Below are 17546 nucleotides of genomic sequence, written 5' to 3'. Positions count from 1 at the left end.
CGCTCCCAACGTCGTGCCTACGGAGCCCCTGGCCGGCGCGGGCTCCCCGCGCGGCTCCCCGCGGGAGGACCGGCAGGTACCCGGGCCCGGCCGGCGGGTGATCCCGGAACCGACAGTACGCGGCGGGTCGGGCGGGTTGATACGCTGCCCGGGAGCCGTGACTGGCGTGCTGGGATGGGTGCAACCATCGGGAAGCGGCTCGCGCGAAACAGAAGTGCCGTGCGCCTGGGCCACCCCGTTGCCGAATCTCCGGAGGACCCGCCATGGCCGAACCGTCTGTCACCCAGCAGTCCCCGCACACTCCCCAGTCCCGCCAGTCCGTCGAGTCCACCGCGTTCCGCAGCGCCCTTGAGGTGATCCGGGGCGTCGAGCCGCGGGTCGCGGACGCGATCGCCGCGGAGGTCGCCGACCAGCGCGAGATGCTCAAGCTGATCGCGAGCGAGAACTACGCCTCGCCCGCGGTGCTGCTGGCGATGGGCAACTGGTTCAGCGACAAGTACGCGGAGGGCACCGTCGGCCGCCGCTTCTACGCGGGCTGCCGCAACGTGGACACCGTCGAGGCGCTCGCCGCCGAGCACGCCCGCAACGTCTTCGGCGCCGCGCACGCGTACGTGCAGCCGCACTCCGGGATCGACGCGAACCTCGTCGCGTTCTGGGCGGTGCTCTCGCAGCGGGTGGAGCGCCCGGCGCTGGACAAGGCCGGCGTCCGCCAGGTCAACGACCTGACCGAGCAGGACTGGGCCCGGCTGCGCGCCGACTTCGGCAACCAGCGGATGCTCGGCATGTCCCTGGACGCGGGCGGCCACCTCACGCACGGCTTCCGCCCGAACATCTCGGGCAAGATGTTCGAGCAGCGCAGCTACGGCACCGACCCGCAGACCGGCCTGGTGGACTACGACGCGCTGCGCGCCGCGGCCCGCGAGTTCCGGCCGCTGATCCTGGTCGCGGGCTACTCCGCCTATCCGCGGCTGGTCAACTTCCGCATCATGCGCGAGATCGCCGACGAGGTCGGCGCCACGCTGATGGTGGACATGGCGCACTTCGCCGGCCTGGTCGCGGGCAAGGTGCTGACCGGCGACTTCGACCCGGTGCCGCACGCGAACATCGTCACCACCACCACCCACAAGTCGCTGCGCGGCCCGCGCGGCGGCATGGTGCTGTGCGACGACGCGCTCGCCGAGCACGTGGACCGGGGCTGCCCGATGGTGCTCGGCGGCCCGCTGCCGCACGTGATGGCGGCCAAGGCGGTGGCGCTGGCGGAGGCGGCCCGGCCGGAGTTCGGCACGTACGCGCACGCCGTGGTGGACAACGCCCGCTCCCTCGCCGAGGGCCTGATGCGGCGCGGCGCGACGCTGGTCACCGGCGGCACCGACAATCACCTGGCCCTGATCGACGTCTCCTCCTACGGCCTGACGGGCCGCCAGGCGGAGGCGGCACTGCTGGACGCGGGCATCGTCACCAACCGCAACTCGGTGCCGCAGGACCCGAACGGCGCCTGGTACACCTCCGGCATCCGCATCGGCACCCCCGCGCTGACCACCCGGGGCCTGGGCGCGCCGGAGATGGACGAGATCGCCGGCCTCATCGACACGGTGCTGGCGGCCACGACGCCCGCCGCGGCGGCGAAGGGCGGGACGTCGAAGGCCAACTACGTGCTGGACCCGGCCGTCGCCGAGCAGGTCGCCACCCGCTCCGCCGACCTGCTCGCCGGTTTCCCGCTCTACCCGGGCATCGACCTGAGCTGACCGGCCCGCCGGACCGGAACGGCCCGCCCCTCGTACGCGCGACGACGTACGAGGGGCGGGCCGATCCATGTCCCCGGGCAGATCGGGCGAACCCGAGCGCCGGACTGCCCGGGTGCCCGGGTGCCCGGGTGCCCGGGTGAAGGATCAGGTGAAGGACCAGATCACGCCGTGGTTGGCGATGGTGACCGCGACCATGACGGCCAAGTCGGCCACGCCGAGCGCCAGGCCGAGGGCCGCGCGGCCGCGGCGGCGGGTGCCGCGGGCGAACGCGACGAGCGCGAGGACGGCGGCGGCCGGGCCGAGCACGACGTTCATCACCAGCAGGCCGGGCAGGCCGAGCAGGAAGGACGCGACGGCCATCCCGTCGGCGTCACGGACGTTGCGGGAGACGGCGGAGGCCGCCGGGGCGGTGCGGATCGCGGCGGTCGTGCGCGCGGCCGAGGAGCCGGCGTCGACCGGGTGCGCTGCGGTGTTCACGGTGTTCCTCTCGGAAATGGTGGGTTCTTCCGGTCCGCCGATCGGGCGGCGCCGGACGGGCGGCCCGCTCAGCGGTGGCGGCGGGCGACACCCTCGCGGACGGCGAAACCGAGCAGCCAGGCCGCGATGGCGGCGGCGAGGACGGTGAAGACCGTGAGCGAGGTGTGGGCGGCGGCACCCATCAGGATGCCCATCCCCAGCAGGAGGACGACGAGGCTCATGTCTGCTGCACCTCCAGCGAGTTGAGATTTCAGATGACAGTTGTTCACTGACTTCTCCAGTGTACGGTGGCCAAAGTCGGAGAACGGTTGTTTACTGAATGACATGAGTCACACTTCCGACGCCCCCGGGACCGGGGCGGCCCGGGCAACTCGCGCGGAGCAGGCTGGCGTTGCCGCGCAGCCGTCCGCCGAGGGGCACCAACCGGGCATCCGCCAGGCCCAGAAGCAGCAGACCCGGCAGGCGCTGCTCGACGCGGGCCTGCGCCTGCTGGAGCACCAGAACCTCAGCAGCCTCGGACTGCGCGAGCTGACCCGGGAGGTGGGCGTCTCCCCCGCCGCGTTCTACCGCCACTTCCCCGACATGGCCGGCCTCGGGGTCGCCCTGGTCGACGAGGCGCTGGGCAGCCTGCACGACATGGTCCGCGCGGTGCTCGCCGACGGCGCCGACGGTTCGGTGCCCGACGTCCTGATCGAGCGCACCGTCGCGATCACCGCGGCCTACGTCGACGAGCACCGCCCGCACATCCGCTTCATCGCGCGCGAGCGGCACGGCGGCGTGCGGACCGTACGGGAGGCCATCGCGGCCGAACTCGGCCGGTTCACCGACGAGGTGGCCGCCGGCCTGGCCGCGCAGCCCTCGTCGGCCGGCTGGTCCCGCGCCGAACTGCACGTGCTCGCCGGGCTCTACGTCGACCACATGGTGATGACGGCCGCGGAACTCCTGGAGGCGCCGCGCGACGACACCGCCGTGCGGCGGCGGATCATGCACGCGGCCCGGCTGCGGATGCGGATCATCAGCGTGGGCCGGCGGCACTGGCTCGACCCGGAACCGGGCTGACCCGGGGGGGCGGCGTCGCGAGCGGACGCGGGGAGGCCGGCGGGCCCCTCGGTGGAGTACGGGACCGTGCGACAGGACAGCACGGCCCCGAGCCTCACGGGGCGGGCGCGAGGGGGGGCGGACAGGGCCTTTTGGAGTCGGTACGGACACGGTCCGCGCCCGCACCGGCTCTCCCCCGCGGGCCTGCGCCCCCCTCGGGCACACACGGCATCCCGGGACGCCGTCCACCGATCATGGGTCGGACCCCCGTCCCGGCGGGAGGACGGAACGCGCCACCTGATGGTCGAAACGCGCCAGATCGCGCGTAGGCTGCTGGCACGTCCCCGGCGGACCGCCGCGGGACGCCCAGGACGACCGCCGACCGCCGGAGTTCCGGTATGCCGCCAGCAGCGCCCATAACCGACCTGCCCACCTCGCACCCGCACCCGCACCCCGGCGTGACCCCGTGCCCGTGCCCGCCCGTACACCAGGGGCCCGCGCACCAGAAGTACGACGGACGCGGCGGGCAGGGCGAAGGCGGTGGGGACAACGCGCAGGGCCCGTACGGCGGTACGGCTCGCACGTCCGTCCCCGCCTCGCTGGCGGGGGCCCCGCTCACCGACTCCGTCGTGGTGCCCCGCCTGATCGCGACCGCCACCGCGAACGACCCTCGCGAGGCGGAACAGTTGGTACGCGCCGCCGGGCTGCCGCACGTACTCGGCCAGCCGGAGACCACGCGCACCCCGTCCACGCGCACCTACCGGCTGTGGGGCGCGGTGCTGGCGCGCACCGGGCGGGTCGACGCCGGGCTGCTGGCCGCGGCCGGCTACCGGCCCGGCCTGCTCGACGTGTTCGACTACCTGATGACCTCCGCGCCGACCGTCGGCGAGGGCCTGGCCCGCGGCGCGGCCCACATCCATCTGATCAGCAGCAACTCCCTGCTGACCATCGACGAGTCCGACGACGAGGTGACCATCGGCTACGCCGCACGGCACGGCGACGACGAACTGCGCTGGGTGGTCGCGGAGTTCGCGCTCGCGGTGCTGGCCAGGCAACTGCGGCACTCGACCGGGCGGGAACTCTCCCCGGTCCGGGTGGAGTTCGCCCATCGGGCACCCCTCAGGCAAGCCCCGCACCAGGAGGCTTTCGGGAACGCCCGGTTGGAGTTCGGCGCGACGGCCGACGCGATCACACTGCACCGGCAGGACCTGGAACGGCGGTTGGACACCGCCGATCCCGCGCTGGCCGCGATCATGCTGCGCGCCGCGGCCGAGATGCCGGCACCGCGGATACCGCGATCGGTCGCCGTACCCGGACTGCGCGAGGTGATCGCCGAGCAACTGCCCAACGGGCGGCCCTCGTTGGCGGAGGCCGCGCGGCGCCTCGCGATCAGCACGCGTACCCTGCAACGCAGGCTCGGCGACTCCGGCACCACCTGGCGGGCCGAACTGGACGCGGTACGGCGCGAGCAGTCACTCCGGCACGGGAGCGCGGGCTCGGCGCAGCGCGCGGTGCGGCTGGGCTTCGCCGAGTCGCGCTCGCTCCGGCGCGCGATGAACCGCTGGGACGCCGACAACCGCGGCGAGGGCGCACGCACCGACGGCGGCGCCGACCGCAGCGGCGACCACGACATCGGCGACCACAGCACCGACGGCGACGGGACCGGTGAGCGGTCCGGCACACCACAGGAGGCGGGCACGGCGTGACCGACGGAACCGAGCGAGCCCAGTACAGCGAAGGCGGCGACCCGGTCTGCTGGTCGGACCGGGTGTGCGAGGAGTGCGGGGCCTTCCGGGAGACCGCGGACCCGACGTGCGCGCGCTGCGGCCGCCCGTACCCCGGCGCCGGCCCGTCAAGTCCGGCGGGACCGCGCCCGCTCCCCTCGGAACACGTCCCGTCCGACCGGGAGAACGCGCCTCGACCACCGTCAGCGCTCCGACCGCACGGCCGGCGAGCCGACCAGTGACCGTCGGCACCGGCGCCGTACTGGTCTTCAGTGCGACCGCCGGATACCGGCACGCCTCGATCACGGCGGGGGCCGCCGCGCTCGCGGAACTCGCCGGCCGGCACGGCATGCCCGCCCGCCACACCGAGGACCCGGACGACCTGCGGCCCGACGCGCTCGCGGGCTGCGCGGCCGTGGTGTTCCTCTCCCCCACCGGCGAGGTCCTGCACGACCGGGCCCGGGCGGCGCTGCGCGACTTCGTGACGGGCGGCGGAGGCTTCCTCGGCGTCCACGCGGCGACCTGCGCGGAGTACGACTGGCCGTACTACGGCGAGTTGCTGGGCGCGCGCTTCGACGGGCATCCGCGGGTCCAGCCGGCCGACGTGCTCGTGCACGACCGTACGCACCCCGCGACCGCGCACCTCCCGGCCACCTGGCGCTGGACCGACGAGTGGTACAACTTCCGCGCGGGACCGGCCGGTCGGGGCGTGCGGGTGCTCGCGTCCGCCGACGAGGACAGCTACGAGGGCGGCTCGATGGGCGCCGGCCATCCGCTGGTGTGGTGCCACCGGGTGGGCGAGGGAAGGGTGTTCTACACCGCGCTCGGCCACCTCGAATCCGCCTACGCCGACCCGGACTTCCGCCGCCATCTCGACGGCGCGCTGCTGTGGTGCGCGGGAACGGCGGAGTGAGTCTCATCCCGATCGCCCACCGGGGGCGCGCGTTCTGGCGTACACGCCCGTAGTTACGGCCTTTCGTATCCGCCACGGGCGACGGCGCTACTACGCTGAGTGGTGGCAGGAGAGTGACGGCGCCGGGGAGTCGGGAGGGCCGTATGGACGCTGAACCTGCGAGGGCGGTGGAGACGGACATCGAACGGGTGGGCGGCCGGCCCACCGAGCAGCTCGCGCGGTTACTGGCCCGCGCCGAGAACGGCGCGCAGGCCGCGCGGCACCTGGCCGAGGTGCACAGCGCGCTGATGCACTACTGCGGTCTCCAGTCGTGCCGCCACGCCAAGGGGCCGCCGCGGCCGATCGACCGGCGCACCTACCGGCACAGCTTCCTGCTGCCGGACGGCGGGGTGCGGCTGGTGTGGGAACTGGAGCACAACACCGGGCCGGGCGGCGAACTCCGGTACGCGGTCTTCACCGACCGGGGCGAACTCGCGCTCGCCGAGTGGGAGGCCGACACGGCGTTCGGCCGGCCGCCGCCGTGGACCGGCCCGGACGGCGGCAGCGATCCGGCAGGGGCCGACCTCAGCGGCGTCGGCGGAATCGGCGGGCTCGCGGACCTGGACGGTGAGGCCGGCGCGGGCGGCGCGGCGGGTCCGGGCGGGCTCGACGACGTGGACGTCCTGGGCGGCCTGGCACGGTCGGCGCCGCTCCCCCTGCCGCCGTCACCCGAGCCGCACGGCTGCCACCGCGCCTACACCGAGGCCGACTCACCCGAGCACGCCCGCCGCCTGCTGCGCCGCGCGTCGAACGCCAACCCGCCGGGCGAGGAGGTCCATCGGCGGCTGCACGCGGCCATCGCCCACACCATCGGCATCGTGACCCGCCGCAGCACGCTCGTCGCCGGCCGCACGGTGACCTGGTCGCTGTACGAGCACGCGTTCCTCCTGCTCGACGGCACCGAGTTGAGCCTGTGGGAGATCGACCACACCCGCACCCCGAACGGGAGCCCGGTGTGCGAGGTCTACGCCTCGCGCGACGCGGCACTGGACACGGCGGTCCGCCGGATCGAGGCGGGCTGACCGGTTCGGCCGGGTGGCAGGAGCCGTACGCCTCCTGCCGCCCGCCGTGGCGGCCGTGCCTGCCTCAGCCGTCGCCACCGTGCTCGGGGCGGCTGTCCGGTTCGGGGTGGGCGGCGGCCGCCGGGGACGTGTGGTCGTGGCCGTACTCGCAGATCCGGCCGTGCTCGTCCTCGGTGGCGAACCTGACCAGGGTCAGCCGGGAGAGCGGAGGCACGTTGCCGGTGCGGCCGGCCCGGCGCCAGGCGACGAGCACGGTCAGCCGGATCATCTTCCGGGCGACGTACACCAGCAGGGCGGCGAGCGGGAGTTCGGCGACCACCGCCGTGATGATCGCGCCGGTCAGCTCGTCGCTGTTCCAGTCCAGCACGATGTCGAACCAGGCGTCGCAGCACAGCAGCGCGGCGGTCACCAGCGCCCACGGGATGAAGATCTGCAGCCGCCGCCAGGCGCACAGCGCGGTGATGCCGATCGCCACGATCAGCGCGCCGTCGAAGCCGACCCAGGCGAAGCGCCACTGGTCGACCTCGTGGTGGGTGGGCAGGCTGGCCGAGAGGTAGCCGATCCACGGGATCAGGAAGAGGAAGCTGCCGGTGACGACGGCGAGGAACATCCGGCGCAGGTGACGCACGTGGTGGTCGTGCAGGGACGGGACCTCGTGAACCATGTCGTCCACTGTGCCCGACGCGTGTGCCCGACGTGGCCGCGCCGCGAACGGCGACGAGCGGATCACGGGCAGGACGGAACCGCGGGTGATCCGTTCGGCGGCGTGCCCGGCGCCGTACCGAACGGGTCGAGGGAGCCCACGGCCTCCGACAGCGCGTGGAAGACGTCCTCGCCGAGCGGCGCGACGACCCGGGCCCGCAGGGTCCGCGCGAGCGAGCGGGAGGCGGCGAGCACGGACTCGGCGCCGGCCGAGGTCAGCGCGGTGTAGACCACCCGGCGGTCGGCGTCGGAGGGGCGGCGCTCGACGAGTCCGGCGTCGGCGAGCCGGTCGACGAGCTTGGTGGTGCCGGCGGTGGAGAAGCCGAGCGCCGCGGAGAGCTGGTTCATGGGCGCGGCCTGACCGGGCGCGGTGACCAGGAACATCAGCGCCTGGAAGGAGCTAGGCGCCAGCCCCTGCTCGGCCTCGACGTCGGCCAGCATGTCGTCGGTGAGCCGCCGCACGCCCGACTGGAGGGCGTGCCACCGCTTCAGCAGGGCCAGTTCGTCGGCGTCGGGGCAGGCTTGCGCCGCGTTGCTCCGTACGGGTTCCACCACCATGACTCCAGGATAGCCTTCGAGCTATCATCTCGCTGGTTAGCTAATTACTGGTAACGTATTGAGCGTTCCATCAGCCCGAGGGGCCGATCCGGCCCGCCCGTGCCCGGAGAGGACGACATCCATGTCGCAGACCACCGCCGAAGCCGGACGCTGGGTGCTGGACCCCGCACGCTCCTCCGTCGGCTTCCGCAGCAAGACGTTCTGGGGGCTGCTGACGGTGAAGGGCACCTTCGGCACCGTCAGCGGCGAGGGCGAGGTCGCGCCCGACGGCACCGGGCGCGGCACCCTCACCATCGACGCCGCCTCCCTCGACACCGGCAACGGCAAGCGCGACACCCACCTGCGCTCAGCCGACTTCTTCGCCGTCGACGAGCACCCGTCGATCGTCTTCACCGCGAACTCCGTCACCGCCCCCGCGGACGGCTCCGGCGAGGTCCAGGTCACCGGCGACCTCGCGGTCCGCGGCGTCTCCCGCCCGATCGCCTTCCCCGCCCGGGTCACCCTCGCCTCGCCCCAGGAGGCCACCCTGGAAGCCGATGTCCCCGTGGACCGGGCGGAGTTCGGCATCACGTGGAACCAACTGGGCATGCTGCTCAGCCCGTCCACGGTCGTCGTCACCGCGCACTACCGCCGCGAGAGCTGAGCGCGCGCCCTCGGGCGGCTCCCCGTACGGTGCACCCGATCCGCCCGGCGGGCTCTCGCGTGCGCCCTCGGGTCAACTCCCGCCGGCGGTGAGGAGTTCGTGCACCGGGAGGGTGGCCGCGCCGAGGGCGACCGCCTCCTGACCGAGCCGGCCGAGTTCGACCACGGTCCCACCGGCGAGGTAGCCGAGCACGTGACGGTCCATCACCTCCCGCACCGCGGGCAGCATCACGGGGCCCATCGCGGCGCTCACCCAGCCGGAGAGGATCACCCGGTCCGGACCGAGCAGGTTCACCAGGTTGGCGATGCCCACGCCGAGGTACTCCGCGGCCCGGCGCACCGTGTCCGCGGCGGCACCGGGCGTGCGGGCGGCGGCGATCAGCGCGGCCAGCCGCCGCTCGGTGTCGCCCCCTCCCAACTCCACCGCCCCGGGTTGCTGTTCGTAGTACGCGAGGATCGCCTCGGCGCCGACGTACGCCTCCAGACAGCCGCGCGACCCGCACCGGCAGGCCGCGCCGTCCTTCTCCACCACGGTGTGGCCCCACTCGCTGGTCACGCTGGTGACGCCACCGGGTGAACCCGTCGCCACCGCGGCACCGACGCCGACCGCGAGCAGCGCGACGATCGCCCGCTCCGCGCCCCGGCCCGCGCCGCGCCACATCTCGGCCTGGCCGAGGGTGCGGGCGCAGTTGTCCAGGTGCAGCGGGGCGGCGAGGTGCGGCCCGAGCAGGTCGCCGAAGGGCACGCCGGACCAGCCGAGGGTCGGCGCGTGCACGAGCCCGCCGGGCAGCACCGCGCCGGGCACGCCGACGCCGACACCGAGCAGCCCGGCCGGGTCGACCCCTGCCTCGGCGGTGACCTCCGCGACGCCCGCGAGCACCGACGCGGCGAGCAGCACGGGGTCCGAACGGCCGCCGTCCATCGGGTGGGTGGCGGTCGCCAGCGTGTCGAGGGTCCAGTCGAAGAGGCCGACCTCGACATGTGTCTCGCCGATGTCCACGCCGACCACCTGCGCGTATCCCGGCTCGACCGCCAGCAGAGCGGCCGGGCGGCCGCCGTCGGAGTCCAGCAGCCCCGCCTCCGCCACCAGGCCGTCGCCGACCAGGTCGGTGACCACGTTGCTCACCGTCGCCGCGCTGAGCCCGGTGACCCGCGCCAGGTCGAACCGGCTGGCCGGGCCGTTCAGGTAGAGCCTGGTCAGGACGGACGTGCGGTTGTGCCGGCGCAGATCCCTCGTCGTCCGCCCCACGTCGTGCCTCACCGGGCTCCCCCTGTCGCCGTACCCGGCACATCGTGCCAGATCGGGGGTCGGCCGCCACCAGGGGGGAAGCGCTCTCCCGGTCCCCCGGTGAGCGCTCTCCACCGGGCCGGCGGGGAGCGGCCGGCAGCCGTCACCGCGCCTGCCGCCCGGCAGACATCGGATGCCTCACCCCCGCCCGGGCGGCAGGCGGCAGGCGGCGAACCCGAGGTTCAGTCCCGGCCGGTCCCCCGGTACAGGTCGAGCTCCCCGTCCAACTCCAGCGCCAGCACCGTCGCGTACGGGTCGACGTCGCCCGGCGCGGGAGCGTCGATCCACAGCACGCCGGGCACGTCGTGCAGCCCGCCGGTGACGTGGTGCCCCAGCTCACTCCCGGTGCCCAGCACGGTGGCCCGGCGCACCGCGTTGCGCAGACCGCGCACCGACACCGTCTCGCGCGGCGGGTCGAAACAGGTCAGGTAGAGGGTCCGGCGGTCGGCGGAAAGGGTGCTGGGGCCGTAGTGGTGGCCCGGCGGCAGTCCGGCCACCGTGCCGTACACCGCGTCCGCGTGCCGCGAGACCCACTCGCCCAGGCCCTCCAGGCGGGCGATCTGCTCGGGGGTGATCGTGCCGTCCTCACGCGGGCCGACGTCGAGCAGCAGGTTGCCGCCGGCACCGACCGTCTCGGCGAGGTAGCGCACGAGCTGGCCGACCGACTTCTGCCGGTGGTCGTGCGGCTGGTAGCCCCAGGAGTCGTTGACCGTCAGGCACAACTCCCAGGGGCCCTCCGGCGCTTGCAGCGGGACGCCCTGCTCGGGCGTGGCGTAGTCGCCGCGGTGCAGCATGCGGGAGTTGAGCACCACCTCCGGGGTGGCCGCGAGGATCTCGTCGGCGAGCGCGTCGATGCCCCACTGCTCGGCGGACCGCTCCCACTCGCCGTCGAACCAGAGCAGGTCGGGGCGGTAGCGGGTGGTCAACTCCGCTACCTGCGCGTTGCGGTAGGCCAGGTAGCGGCGCCACGCGGCGGGGTCCTCCGCGCCCGGCGCGGGGGCGCTGAAGCGGTTGTCGTTGACCGGGATCTCGGCCGGCGGCGACGGGTGGCGGACGGTCGGGTAGTCCGGGTGCGACCAGTCCGAGTGCGAGTAGTAGAGCCCGACGCGCAGGCCGTGCGCGCGCAGCGCGTCGGCGTATCCGCCGATCAGGTCGCGGCCGGCCGGGGTGTCGCGCGCCACCGACAGGCCCCGCTGCTCGGTGTCCCACAGCGCGACACCGTCGTGGTGGCGGGCGGTGAGCACCGCGTACCGCGCGCCCGCGCGGGCGAACAGCCGCGCCCAGGTATCCGGTTCGTACCGCGACGCGGTGAACCCGCCGAGCTGGCCCAGGTACTGCTCGTGGCTGACCCGGCCGTCGTAGAACGCCCATGACTCGGGGACGCCGTCGACCGCGTAGACGCCGTAGTGCACGAAGATGCCGAGCTTGGCGTCGGGGAACCAGGGCTGCATGGGCATGAGCCGCAACCGCTCCAATACATCGGAGGTGTGACCGGACGGCCTCGACCCTAAGTCCGCCGGCGCCGCCGATCAATCCCCGCCGACGCGAAGGCCGCAGGAAGGCGGCAGGAAGGAGGCATCGAAGGCCGCAGAAAGGCAGCAGGAAGGAGGCGAAAAGGAGGCAGGAATGCCGCAAGAACGCGGCACGACAGCAGCACGAAAGCGGCACCGCAGGCCCCGGGCCCGCGGCGCGGAGCGGGGCTCAGCAGTCGGCGGGGGGCCGCCGCACCCCGCCCCATCTGCGGGTTGTCGTCGCCCAGGGCCAACGGGAGAGCGCTCTCCCGTCGTGGTATAAAGGCAGTTATGACCACCAGCCGTCCGGGCCGTCCGCGCCTGCCCACCCTCGAAGACGTCGCACGGTCCGCGGGGGTGTCGCGGGCGACGGTGTCCCGGGTGGTCAACGGCACGCGGAACGTCGACCCGGAGATCCAGAAGGTGGTCCAGGAGGCGGTGGCCCAGACCGGCTACGTGCCGAACCGGGCGGCCCGCACCCTGGTGACCCGTCGCACCGACTCGGTCGCGCTGGTCTTCTCGGTGCCCGAGCACCCGGCCGACGACCCTTTCATGGCACGGGTGTTCAGCGACGCGTTCTTCGGCCGGATCGTCGGCGGCCTGCTGACGGTGCTGCGGCCGCGGGGCGTGCACCCGGTGCTGATGCTCGCCGACTCCGACGACGTGCGGCGCGAACTCGTCGACAACCTCCGCCAGCAGCACATCGACGGCGTGGTGCTGGTGTCGATAGCGCCCGAGGACCCGCTGCCGCTCCTGCTCACCGAGGCGGGGCTGCCGACGGTGCTGTTCGCCCGCCCCACCACCCGGGTGCCGATCAGCTTCGTGGACATCGCGCAGCAGGCGGGCGTCAAACTGGCCGTCGAGCACCTGGTGTCCCTGGGCCGCACCCGGATCGCCACCATCGCCGGCCCGTACGACTCACCGGCCGGCCGGGACCGGCTGGCCGGGTTCCGCGACGCGATGGCCGAGCACGGCCACCCGTACGCGCCCGACATCGAGGGCGACTTCACGCAGGAGGGCGGCGAGGCGGCGATGCGCGCGCTGCTGTCCGAACACCCCGACACCGACGGTGTGTTCGTCGCCAACGACCTGATGGCGCAGGGCGCGCTGCTCGCGCTGCGCGAGCTGGGCCGCCGGGTGCCGGAGGACATCGCCGTCGTCGGCTTCGACGACAGCAGCGCGGCGACCGCCTCCCGCCCGCTGCTGACCACCGTGCGGCAGCCGGTGGAGGACATGGCCGCGGAGATGGCCCGGTTGCTGCTCGCACTGATCGACGACCCGGCCCAGCAGCTCCGTTCGGTGATCTTCAAGACCACCCTGGTCCGCCGCCACTCCGCCTGACCGTCTGCCCCCGCCCCTCCGTCCGACCGTTCGCGCCGGCGCCGCTCAGCTCTCCGAGGGGGCCGGGATCGCGATGACGGTGGCGACGAGGCCGGCGTGGGCGATCCAGCGGCCGGTGAAGAGGGCCGGGCCGACCCCGTCGGCGAGGAGCGGGCCGGGCACGAGAACACGGGCGGTGAAGGTGCCGCGGGCCGGACCGGACGCGGACTGGTCGTGGGCCAGCAGGAGTTCGGCCTCCTCGAAGCCGAGCATGCGGTGGTGGTACGGGTACCACGCCTTGTAGACGGTCTCCTTGGCGCTGAACAGCAGCCGCCCCCAGTGCATTTCGGGCTTCGCGGCGGTCAACTCCGCGAGCGCCGCGCGCTCTTCGGGGGTGGAGTGGATGACGTCGAGGACACCGTCGGGCAGCGGGCCGTCGGGCTCGGCGTCGATGCCGAGCGCGAGGATGTCGGCGGCGCGGGCCACGGCGGCGGCCCGGTATCCCTCGCAGTGCGTGATGCTGCCGACGACGCCCTTGGGCCAGACGGGGGCGCCGCGGTCGGCGTTGTCGCGCGGGATCGGGCCGGCGGGCAGGCCGAGCGCGGCGAGCGCCTCCCGCGCGCAGGCGCGCCCGGCGGCGTGTTCGGCCCGGCGTTTGGGCACGGCCCGGGCGACGGCGGGCTCCTCCTCGGGGTGGAGCGGGACGCGGTCGAGTTCGTCGCCGTAGGCGGCCCGGGTGCGGACCGCGGCGGGGAGCAGGTGCTCGATCATCGCCCGGCCCCGGGGCGGCCGGCGAGAATGCGGCGCGGGCCGAGCGGGCCGGCGTCGCGCGCGCCCCATTCGCGCGGGTACCCGAGCGACGCCTCGGTGAAGCGGATGCCGTCGCGGTAGGTGATGCGCGGGATGTGCAGGTGGCCGTAGACGACCTCGGTGGCGCGGAAGCGGACGTGCCAGTCCTCGGTGAGTTCGGTGCCGCACCACAGCGCGAACGACGGGTAGCGCAGCACTCTGGTGGGATCGCGGTGCAGCGGCCAGTGGTTGGCGAGGACCGTGGGCAGTCCGGGGTCGAGGGCCGACAGGCGGTCGGCGGTCGCGGCGACGCGGGCACGGCACCAGTCGTCGATGCCGGGCAGCGGGTCGGGGTGCAGCAGCATCTCGTCGGTGCAGACCACGCCCAGCTCGCTGGAGTGGTCGAGCGCGGCCTTCTTGGTGGTGGCGCCGGGGGTGCCGTCGCGCCAGGTGTAGTCGTAGAGCAGGAACATCGGGCAGACCGCGACGGGGCCCGTGGCGCTCTCCCAGATCGGGTACGGGTCTTCGGGCGTGACGATGCCCAGCCGGCGGATCTCCTCGACCAGGTGCCGGTAGCGGGCCTCGCCGCGCAGGGTCACCGGGTCCTTGGGCGGGGTCCACAACTCGTGGTTGCCGGGCAGCCAGATGACGGTGCCGAAGTTCTCCTTGAGGGTGCGCAGCGCCCACAGGATGTCCTCGACCTGCTCGGCGACGTCGCCGGCCACGATCAGCCAGTCGTCCTCGCCGCCGGGCCGCATCTTCTCCACGATGTCGCGGTTGGCTTCGTAGCCGACGTGCAGGTCGCTGATCGCGAGGAGGTGCGGGGCGCCGGCGGTCGATGTCTGCACGGTTCCGATCCTCCCAGACGGTTCCCGCCCGCGGGCCGACTTCGCCCGTGTGCCGGTGTTTTCCGGTCCGCGCCGCCGCGGTGGTGACGGCCGGCCCGTGCCCGTACGGGTGACGGACCGCCACCTCCGCGCGCTCGCTCGCTCACACGCCGTACAGCATGATCGGTCACCAGGTCGAAACTTTCGGCACTGTCGACCCGCGAACCGGACCACATATTTCGGAGCACATCGGATCGCGGCCGAACAAGCCTCGCCCACAAGGGCAATTGACCTGGGATGAACTGCCCCCGAGGCAGACCTGGTTGACGGCGACTCTTTCGCCATTCATGCCGAAAGTGTTGACAGCCCGACCGGCCCGACCAACACTGTTCGCCGTCGACAGGTCTCCACCGTCGTCGACCCGGGCCACCCCCACGGCCCGGTCCTCCGGTCGCCGTCCGTACGACGGCGACCGGTCGGTCCCGGCCGCGTCGTACGAGCCGACGCGCGGTCGCCGTCACGCCCGAACACCGACAGCCCGCAGGGTCGTTCCACGCTGCCCGGCCCCCCACCCGCCTTCACCAGGAGGAAGCACGCACATGAACGACACACCCGTACGCCCCGCGAGCCGCGCCCGCGCGCGGCTCGACCTGCCCGGCCGCCTCAGACTGCTCATCGGCGGTGCCTGCGCCGTCGTCCTGGTCGCCGTGGCGGCGCTGATCCTGCCGGGCACCGCCAACGCCGACACGATCATCACGACCAGCCAGACCGGCACCGACAACGGCTACTACTACTCGTTCTGGACCGACGGCGGCGGGTCGGTCTCGATGGACCTGGGCTCCGGCGGCAACTACAGCACCTCGTGGAGCAACGTCGGGAACTTCGTCGCCGGCAAGGGCTGGAGCACCGGCTCCCGGCAGAACGTGAGCTACTCGGGCAGCTTCAACCCGTCCGGCAACGCCTACCTGTCGCTGTACGGCTGGACCACGAACCCGCTCGTCGAGTACTACATCGTGGACAACTGGGGCACCTACCGGCCCACCGGCACCTACAAGGGCACGGTCACCAGCGACGGCGGCACGTACGACATCTACGAGACGACGCGCACCAACGCCCCCTCCATCGAGGGCACCGCGACCTTCAACCAGTACTGGAGCGTCCGGCAGGCCAAGCGGACCGGCGGCACCATCACCGCGGGCAACCACTTCGACGCGTGGGCCCGCGACGGCATGAACCTCGGCACCTTCAACTACCAGATCCTCGCGACCGAGGGCTACCAGAGCAGCGGGAACTCCAACATCACGGTGGGCGGCAGCGGCGGCGGCACCACGGGCAGCACCACCGGCGGCTCCACGACTGGCGGTTCGACCACCGGCGGCACCACGGGCGGCGGCGGGGGCACCGGTTGCACCGCGACCCTGTCCGCGGGCGAGCAGTGGAGCGACCGGTACAACCTCGATGTCACGGTGAGCGGCGCCGCCAACTGGACGGTCACCATGAACGTCCCCTCCCCCGAGAAGATCATCGCGACCTGGAACATCTCGGCCGCCTACCCCAGCAGCCAGGTACTCACCGCCACCCCCAACGGCAACGGGAACAACTGGGGCGTCACGATCCAGACCAACGGGACATGGACCTGGCCGTCCGTCTCGTGCAGCGCGTCCTGACCGTCCCGACCCGAACTCCCCAGCAGCGCACCGCGCCACACCCCTGTGGCGCGGTGCGCCCGCTCGCGGGTGGCGCGCTTCAGGCCCGGTCGACGAGGACGGCGGAGCCCTGGCCGACGCCCACACACATCGTGGCCAGACCGCGCGCCGCGCCGGTGCGGCGCATCCGGTGCAGGAGGGTGGTGAGGATACGGGCGCCGGAACAGCCGAGCGGGTGGCCGAGCGCGATCGCGCCGCCGGTGGGGTTGACCAGGTCGGGGTCGATGCCGAGTTGCCGTACCGAGGCGAGCGCCTGGGCGGCGAACGCCTCGTTGAACTCGGCCTCTTCGACGGAGTCGATACCGCGGCCGAGCCGGTCCAGCGCGCGCCGGGTGGCCGGGACGGGGCCGATCCCCATGACGTCGGGGTGCACTCCGGTGCTCGCGCCCGCGGCGTAGCGGCCCAGGGACTCCACTCCGAGGTCGGCGAGCGCGTCCTCGCTGACCAGCAGGAGCGCGGCGGCGCCGTCGTTCATCGGCGAGGCGTTGCCCGCGGTGACGGTGCCGCCGGCGCGGAAGACGGGCTTGAGGGCGGCGAGGCGTTCGGCCGTGGTGTCCTCGCGGATGCTCTCGTCCTGGCTGACGACCACGCCGTCGGGGCGGGCGACGGGCAGGATCTCCGCGTCGAACAGGCCGTTCTTACGGGCCTCGGCCGCGTTGCGGTGGCTGCGCAGCGCGAAGGCGTCCTGGTCGGCGCGGCTGACGCCGTACCGCTCCGCGACCTCCTCGGCGGTCTCGCCCATGGCCAGCACGCCGTGCAGTTCCGGCATCCGCGGGTTGGTCAGGCGCCAGCCGAGGCGGGTGTCGTGGGTCTGGAGGGCGCGGGGCAGGGCCTCGTCGGGGCGGGCCAGGACGAAGGGCGCGCGGCTCATGGACTCCGAGCCGCCGGCCAGCACGATGTCGGCCTCGCCGGCGGCGATCATGCGGGCGGCGGAGGTGACGGCCTCCATGCCGGAGGCGCACAGCCGGTTGACGGTCGCGCCGGGCACGGTGTCGGGCAGGCCGGCGAGCAGCACGGCCATCCGGGCCACGTTGCGGTTGTCCTCGCCGGCCTGGTTGGCGGCGCCCCAGTACACGTCGTCGATCCGGGCCGGGTCGAGCGCGGGAACCCCGTCCAGCAGGCCGCGGATCGCGGTGGCCGCGAGGTCGTCCGGCCGGACCGTGGCGAGCGCACCGCGGAGCCGTCCGATCGGGGTGCGGCGGGCGGCGGCGAAGTGGACTGGGCGCATCGCGGACTCCTCGGACG

Annotated in this window: 17 protein-coding genes and 1 riboswitch; of the genes, 8 read left to right on the top strand and 9 right to left on the bottom strand. The window is 73.7% G+C overall.

What is annotated here, in order from left to right; all coding sequences use genetic code 11:
• Positions 1 to 147: 147 nt before the first annotated feature.
• A riboswitch (ZMP/ZTP riboswitch) is annotated at positions 148 to 238 on the top strand.
• A 25-nt stretch (positions 239 to 263) separates the two neighbouring features.
• Positions 264 to 1745, top strand: coding sequence for a glycine hydroxymethyltransferase (locus OG370_RS36610; RefSeq protein WP_328472004.1), 1482 nt, complete (start codon positions 264 to 266; stop codon positions 1743 to 1745).
• 144 nt (positions 1746 to 1889) lie between these two features.
• On the opposite strand, the gene OG370_RS36605 is transcribed toward OG370_RS36610, so the two are convergent.
• Both OG370_RS36605 and OG370_RS36600 read right to left on the bottom strand, forming a co-directional pair.
• Complete coding sequence (locus tag OG370_RS36605; RefSeq protein ID WP_328474761.1) at positions 1890 to 2162, bottom strand: DUF4190 domain-containing protein; 273 nt, start codon at positions 2160 to 2162, stop codon at positions 1890 to 1892.
• Between the two features lie 128 nt (positions 2163 to 2290).
• Positions 2291 to 2443 carry a hypothetical protein gene (locus OG370_RS36600; protein WP_328472002.1) on the bottom strand — a complete coding sequence of 51 codons (153 nt, stop codon included), beginning with the start codon at positions 2441 to 2443 and terminating at the stop codon, positions 2291 to 2293.
• Positions 2444 to 2546: 103 nt separating this feature from the next.
• Between OG370_RS36600 and OG370_RS36595 the strand changes: the two genes are divergently transcribed.
• The 4 genes from OG370_RS36595 (at position 2547) to OG370_RS36580 (ending at position 6958) form a co-directional block, all read left to right on the top strand.
• Positions 2547 to 3281: a TetR family transcriptional regulator gene (locus OG370_RS36595; protein ID WP_328472000.1), complete on the top strand. Its 735-nt coding sequence runs from the start codon at positions 2547 to 2549 to the stop codon at positions 3279 to 3281.
• 377 nt (positions 3282 to 3658) lie between these two features.
• Positions 3659 to 4966 (top strand): AraC family transcriptional regulator ligand-binding domain-containing protein, encoded by a 1308-nt coding sequence (locus OG370_RS36590; protein WP_328471998.1) that lies wholly within the window; start codon positions 3659 to 3661, stop codon positions 4964 to 4966.
• A 256-nt stretch (positions 4967 to 5222) separates the two neighbouring features.
• Positions 5223 to 5897 (top strand): ThuA domain-containing protein, encoded by a 675-nt coding sequence (locus OG370_RS36585; protein ID WP_328471996.1) that lies wholly within the window; start codon positions 5223 to 5225, stop codon positions 5895 to 5897.
• 143 nt (positions 5898 to 6040) lie between these two features.
• Positions 6041 to 6958, top strand: coding sequence for a DUF6227 family protein (locus OG370_RS36580; RefSeq protein ID WP_328471994.1), 918 nt, complete (start codon positions 6041 to 6043; stop codon positions 6956 to 6958).
• 64 nt (positions 6959 to 7022) lie between these two features.
• Here OG370_RS36580 and OG370_RS36575 read toward each other — a convergent pair whose 3' ends face one another.
• The gene (locus tag OG370_RS36575) at positions 7023 to 7622 is read right to left on the bottom strand and encodes a hypothetical protein (protein WP_328471992.1); all 600 of its coding nucleotides are present in this window, start codon (positions 7620 to 7622) and stop codon (positions 7023 to 7025) included.
• Between the two features lie 62 nt (positions 7623 to 7684).
• A complete protein-coding gene (locus OG370_RS36570; RefSeq protein WP_328471990.1) occupies positions 7685 to 8218 on the bottom strand; it encodes a MarR family winged helix-turn-helix transcriptional regulator in 534 nt (177 codons plus the stop codon).
• 121 nt (positions 8219 to 8339) lie between these two features.
• Between OG370_RS36570 and OG370_RS36565 the strand changes: the two genes are divergently transcribed.
• Positions 8340 to 8861, top strand: a complete 522-nt coding sequence (locus OG370_RS36565; RefSeq protein ID WP_328471988.1) for a YceI family protein — start codon at positions 8340 to 8342, stop codon at positions 8859 to 8861.
• Positions 8862 to 8933: 72 nt separating this feature from the next.
• Here the strand turns inward: OG370_RS36565 and OG370_RS36560 are convergent, their stop codons facing one another.
• On the bottom strand, positions 8934 to 10121 hold the full coding sequence (locus tag OG370_RS36560; RefSeq protein ID WP_328471986.1) for an ROK family transcriptional regulator: 1188 nt from the start codon (positions 10119 to 10121) through the stop codon (positions 8934 to 8936).
• A gap of 209 nt (positions 10122 to 10330) precedes the next feature.
• The gene (locus OG370_RS36555; protein WP_328471984.1) at positions 10331 to 11623 is read right to left on the bottom strand and encodes an alpha-L-fucosidase; all 1293 of its coding nucleotides are present in this window, start codon (positions 11621 to 11623) and stop codon (positions 10331 to 10333) included.
• Between the two features lie 327 nt (positions 11624 to 11950).
• On the opposite strand from OG370_RS36555, the gene OG370_RS36550 reads away from it, so the two are divergent.
• On the top strand, positions 11951 to 13000 hold the full coding sequence (locus OG370_RS36550; RefSeq protein ID WP_328471982.1) for a LacI family DNA-binding transcriptional regulator: 1050 nt from the start codon (positions 11951 to 11953) through the stop codon (positions 12998 to 13000).
• Between the two features lie 45 nt (positions 13001 to 13045).
• Here OG370_RS36550 and OG370_RS36545 read toward each other — a convergent pair whose 3' ends face one another.
• Positions 13046 to 13750: a 4'-phosphopantetheinyl transferase family protein gene (locus OG370_RS36545; protein ID WP_328471980.1), complete on the bottom strand. Its 705-nt coding sequence runs from the start codon at positions 13748 to 13750 to the stop codon at positions 13046 to 13048.
• On the bottom strand, positions 13747 to 14616 hold the full coding sequence (locus tag OG370_RS36540; RefSeq protein ID WP_328471978.1) for a metallophosphoesterase family protein: 870 nt from the start codon (positions 14614 to 14616) through the stop codon (positions 13747 to 13749). The genes OG370_RS36545 and OG370_RS36540 overlap by 4 nt, the downstream gene beginning before the upstream one ends.
• Before the next feature lie 578 nt (positions 14617 to 15194).
• Between OG370_RS36540 and OG370_RS36535 the strand changes: the two genes are divergently transcribed.
• Positions 15195 to 16262, top strand: coding sequence for a glycoside hydrolase family 11 protein (locus OG370_RS36535; RefSeq protein ID WP_328471976.1), 1068 nt, complete (start codon positions 15195 to 15197; stop codon positions 16260 to 16262).
• A 79-nt stretch (positions 16263 to 16341) separates the two neighbouring features.
• On the opposite strand, the gene OG370_RS36530 is transcribed toward OG370_RS36535, so the two are convergent.
• Positions 16342 to 17529: a thiolase family protein gene (locus OG370_RS36530; protein WP_328471974.1), complete on the bottom strand. Its 1188-nt coding sequence runs from the start codon at positions 17527 to 17529 to the stop codon at positions 16342 to 16344.
• Positions 17530 to 17546 lie beyond the last annotated feature (17 nt).

Origin of the sequence: Streptomyces sp. NBC_00448 (genome assembly GCF_036014115.1) — a bacterium.
In the GTDB taxonomy this organism is placed as follows: domain Bacteria; phylum Actinomycetota; class Actinomycetes; order Streptomycetales; family Streptomycetaceae; genus Actinacidiphila.
This window is presented reverse-complemented; position numbering and strand designations above follow the sequence as displayed.

Bases quoted from the DNA above. Each gene is read 5' to 3' on its own strand.
- OG370_RS36590 (WP_328471998.1), top strand. From the start codon at position 3,659: ATGCCGCCAGCAGCGCCCATAACCGACCTGCCCACCTCGCACCCGCAC.
- OG370_RS36600 (WP_328472002.1), bottom strand. From the start codon at position 2,443: ATGAGCCTCGTCGTCCTCCTGCTGGGGATGGGCATCCTGATGGGTGCC.
- OG370_RS36610 (WP_328472004.1), top strand. From the start codon at position 264: ATGGCCGAACCGTCTGTCACCCAGCAGTCCCCGCACACTCCCCAGTCC.
- OG370_RS36545 (WP_328471980.1), bottom strand. From the start codon at position 13,750: ATGATCGAGCACCTGCTCCCCGCCGCGGTCCGCACCCGGGCCGCCTAC.
- OG370_RS36580 (WP_328471994.1), top strand. From the start codon at position 6,041: ATGGACGCTGAACCTGCGAGGGCGGTGGAGACGGACATCGAACGGGTG.
- OG370_RS36565 (WP_328471988.1), top strand. From the start codon at position 8,340: ATGTCGCAGACCACCGCCGAAGCCGGACGCTGGGTGCTGGACCCCGCA.
- OG370_RS36575 (WP_328471992.1), bottom strand. From the start codon at position 7,622: ATGGTTCACGAGGTCCCGTCCCTGCACGACCACCACGTGCGTCACCTG.
- OG370_RS36570 (WP_328471990.1), bottom strand. From the start codon at position 8,218: ATGGTGGTGGAACCCGTACGGAGCAACGCGGCGCAAGCCTGCCCCGAC.
- OG370_RS36550 (WP_328471982.1), top strand. From the start codon at position 11,951: ATGACCACCAGCCGTCCGGGCCGTCCGCGCCTGCCCACCCTCGAAGAC.
- OG370_RS36530 (WP_328471974.1), bottom strand. From the start codon at position 17,529: ATGCGCCCAGTCCACTTCGCCGCCGCCCGCCGCACCCCGATCGGACGG.
- OG370_RS36595 (WP_328472000.1), top strand. From the start codon at position 2,547: ATGAGTCACACTTCCGACGCCCCCGGGACCGGGGCGGCCCGGGCAACT.
- OG370_RS36535 (WP_328471976.1), top strand. From the start codon at position 15,195: ATGAACGACACACCCGTACGCCCCGCGAGCCGCGCCCGCGCGCGGCTC.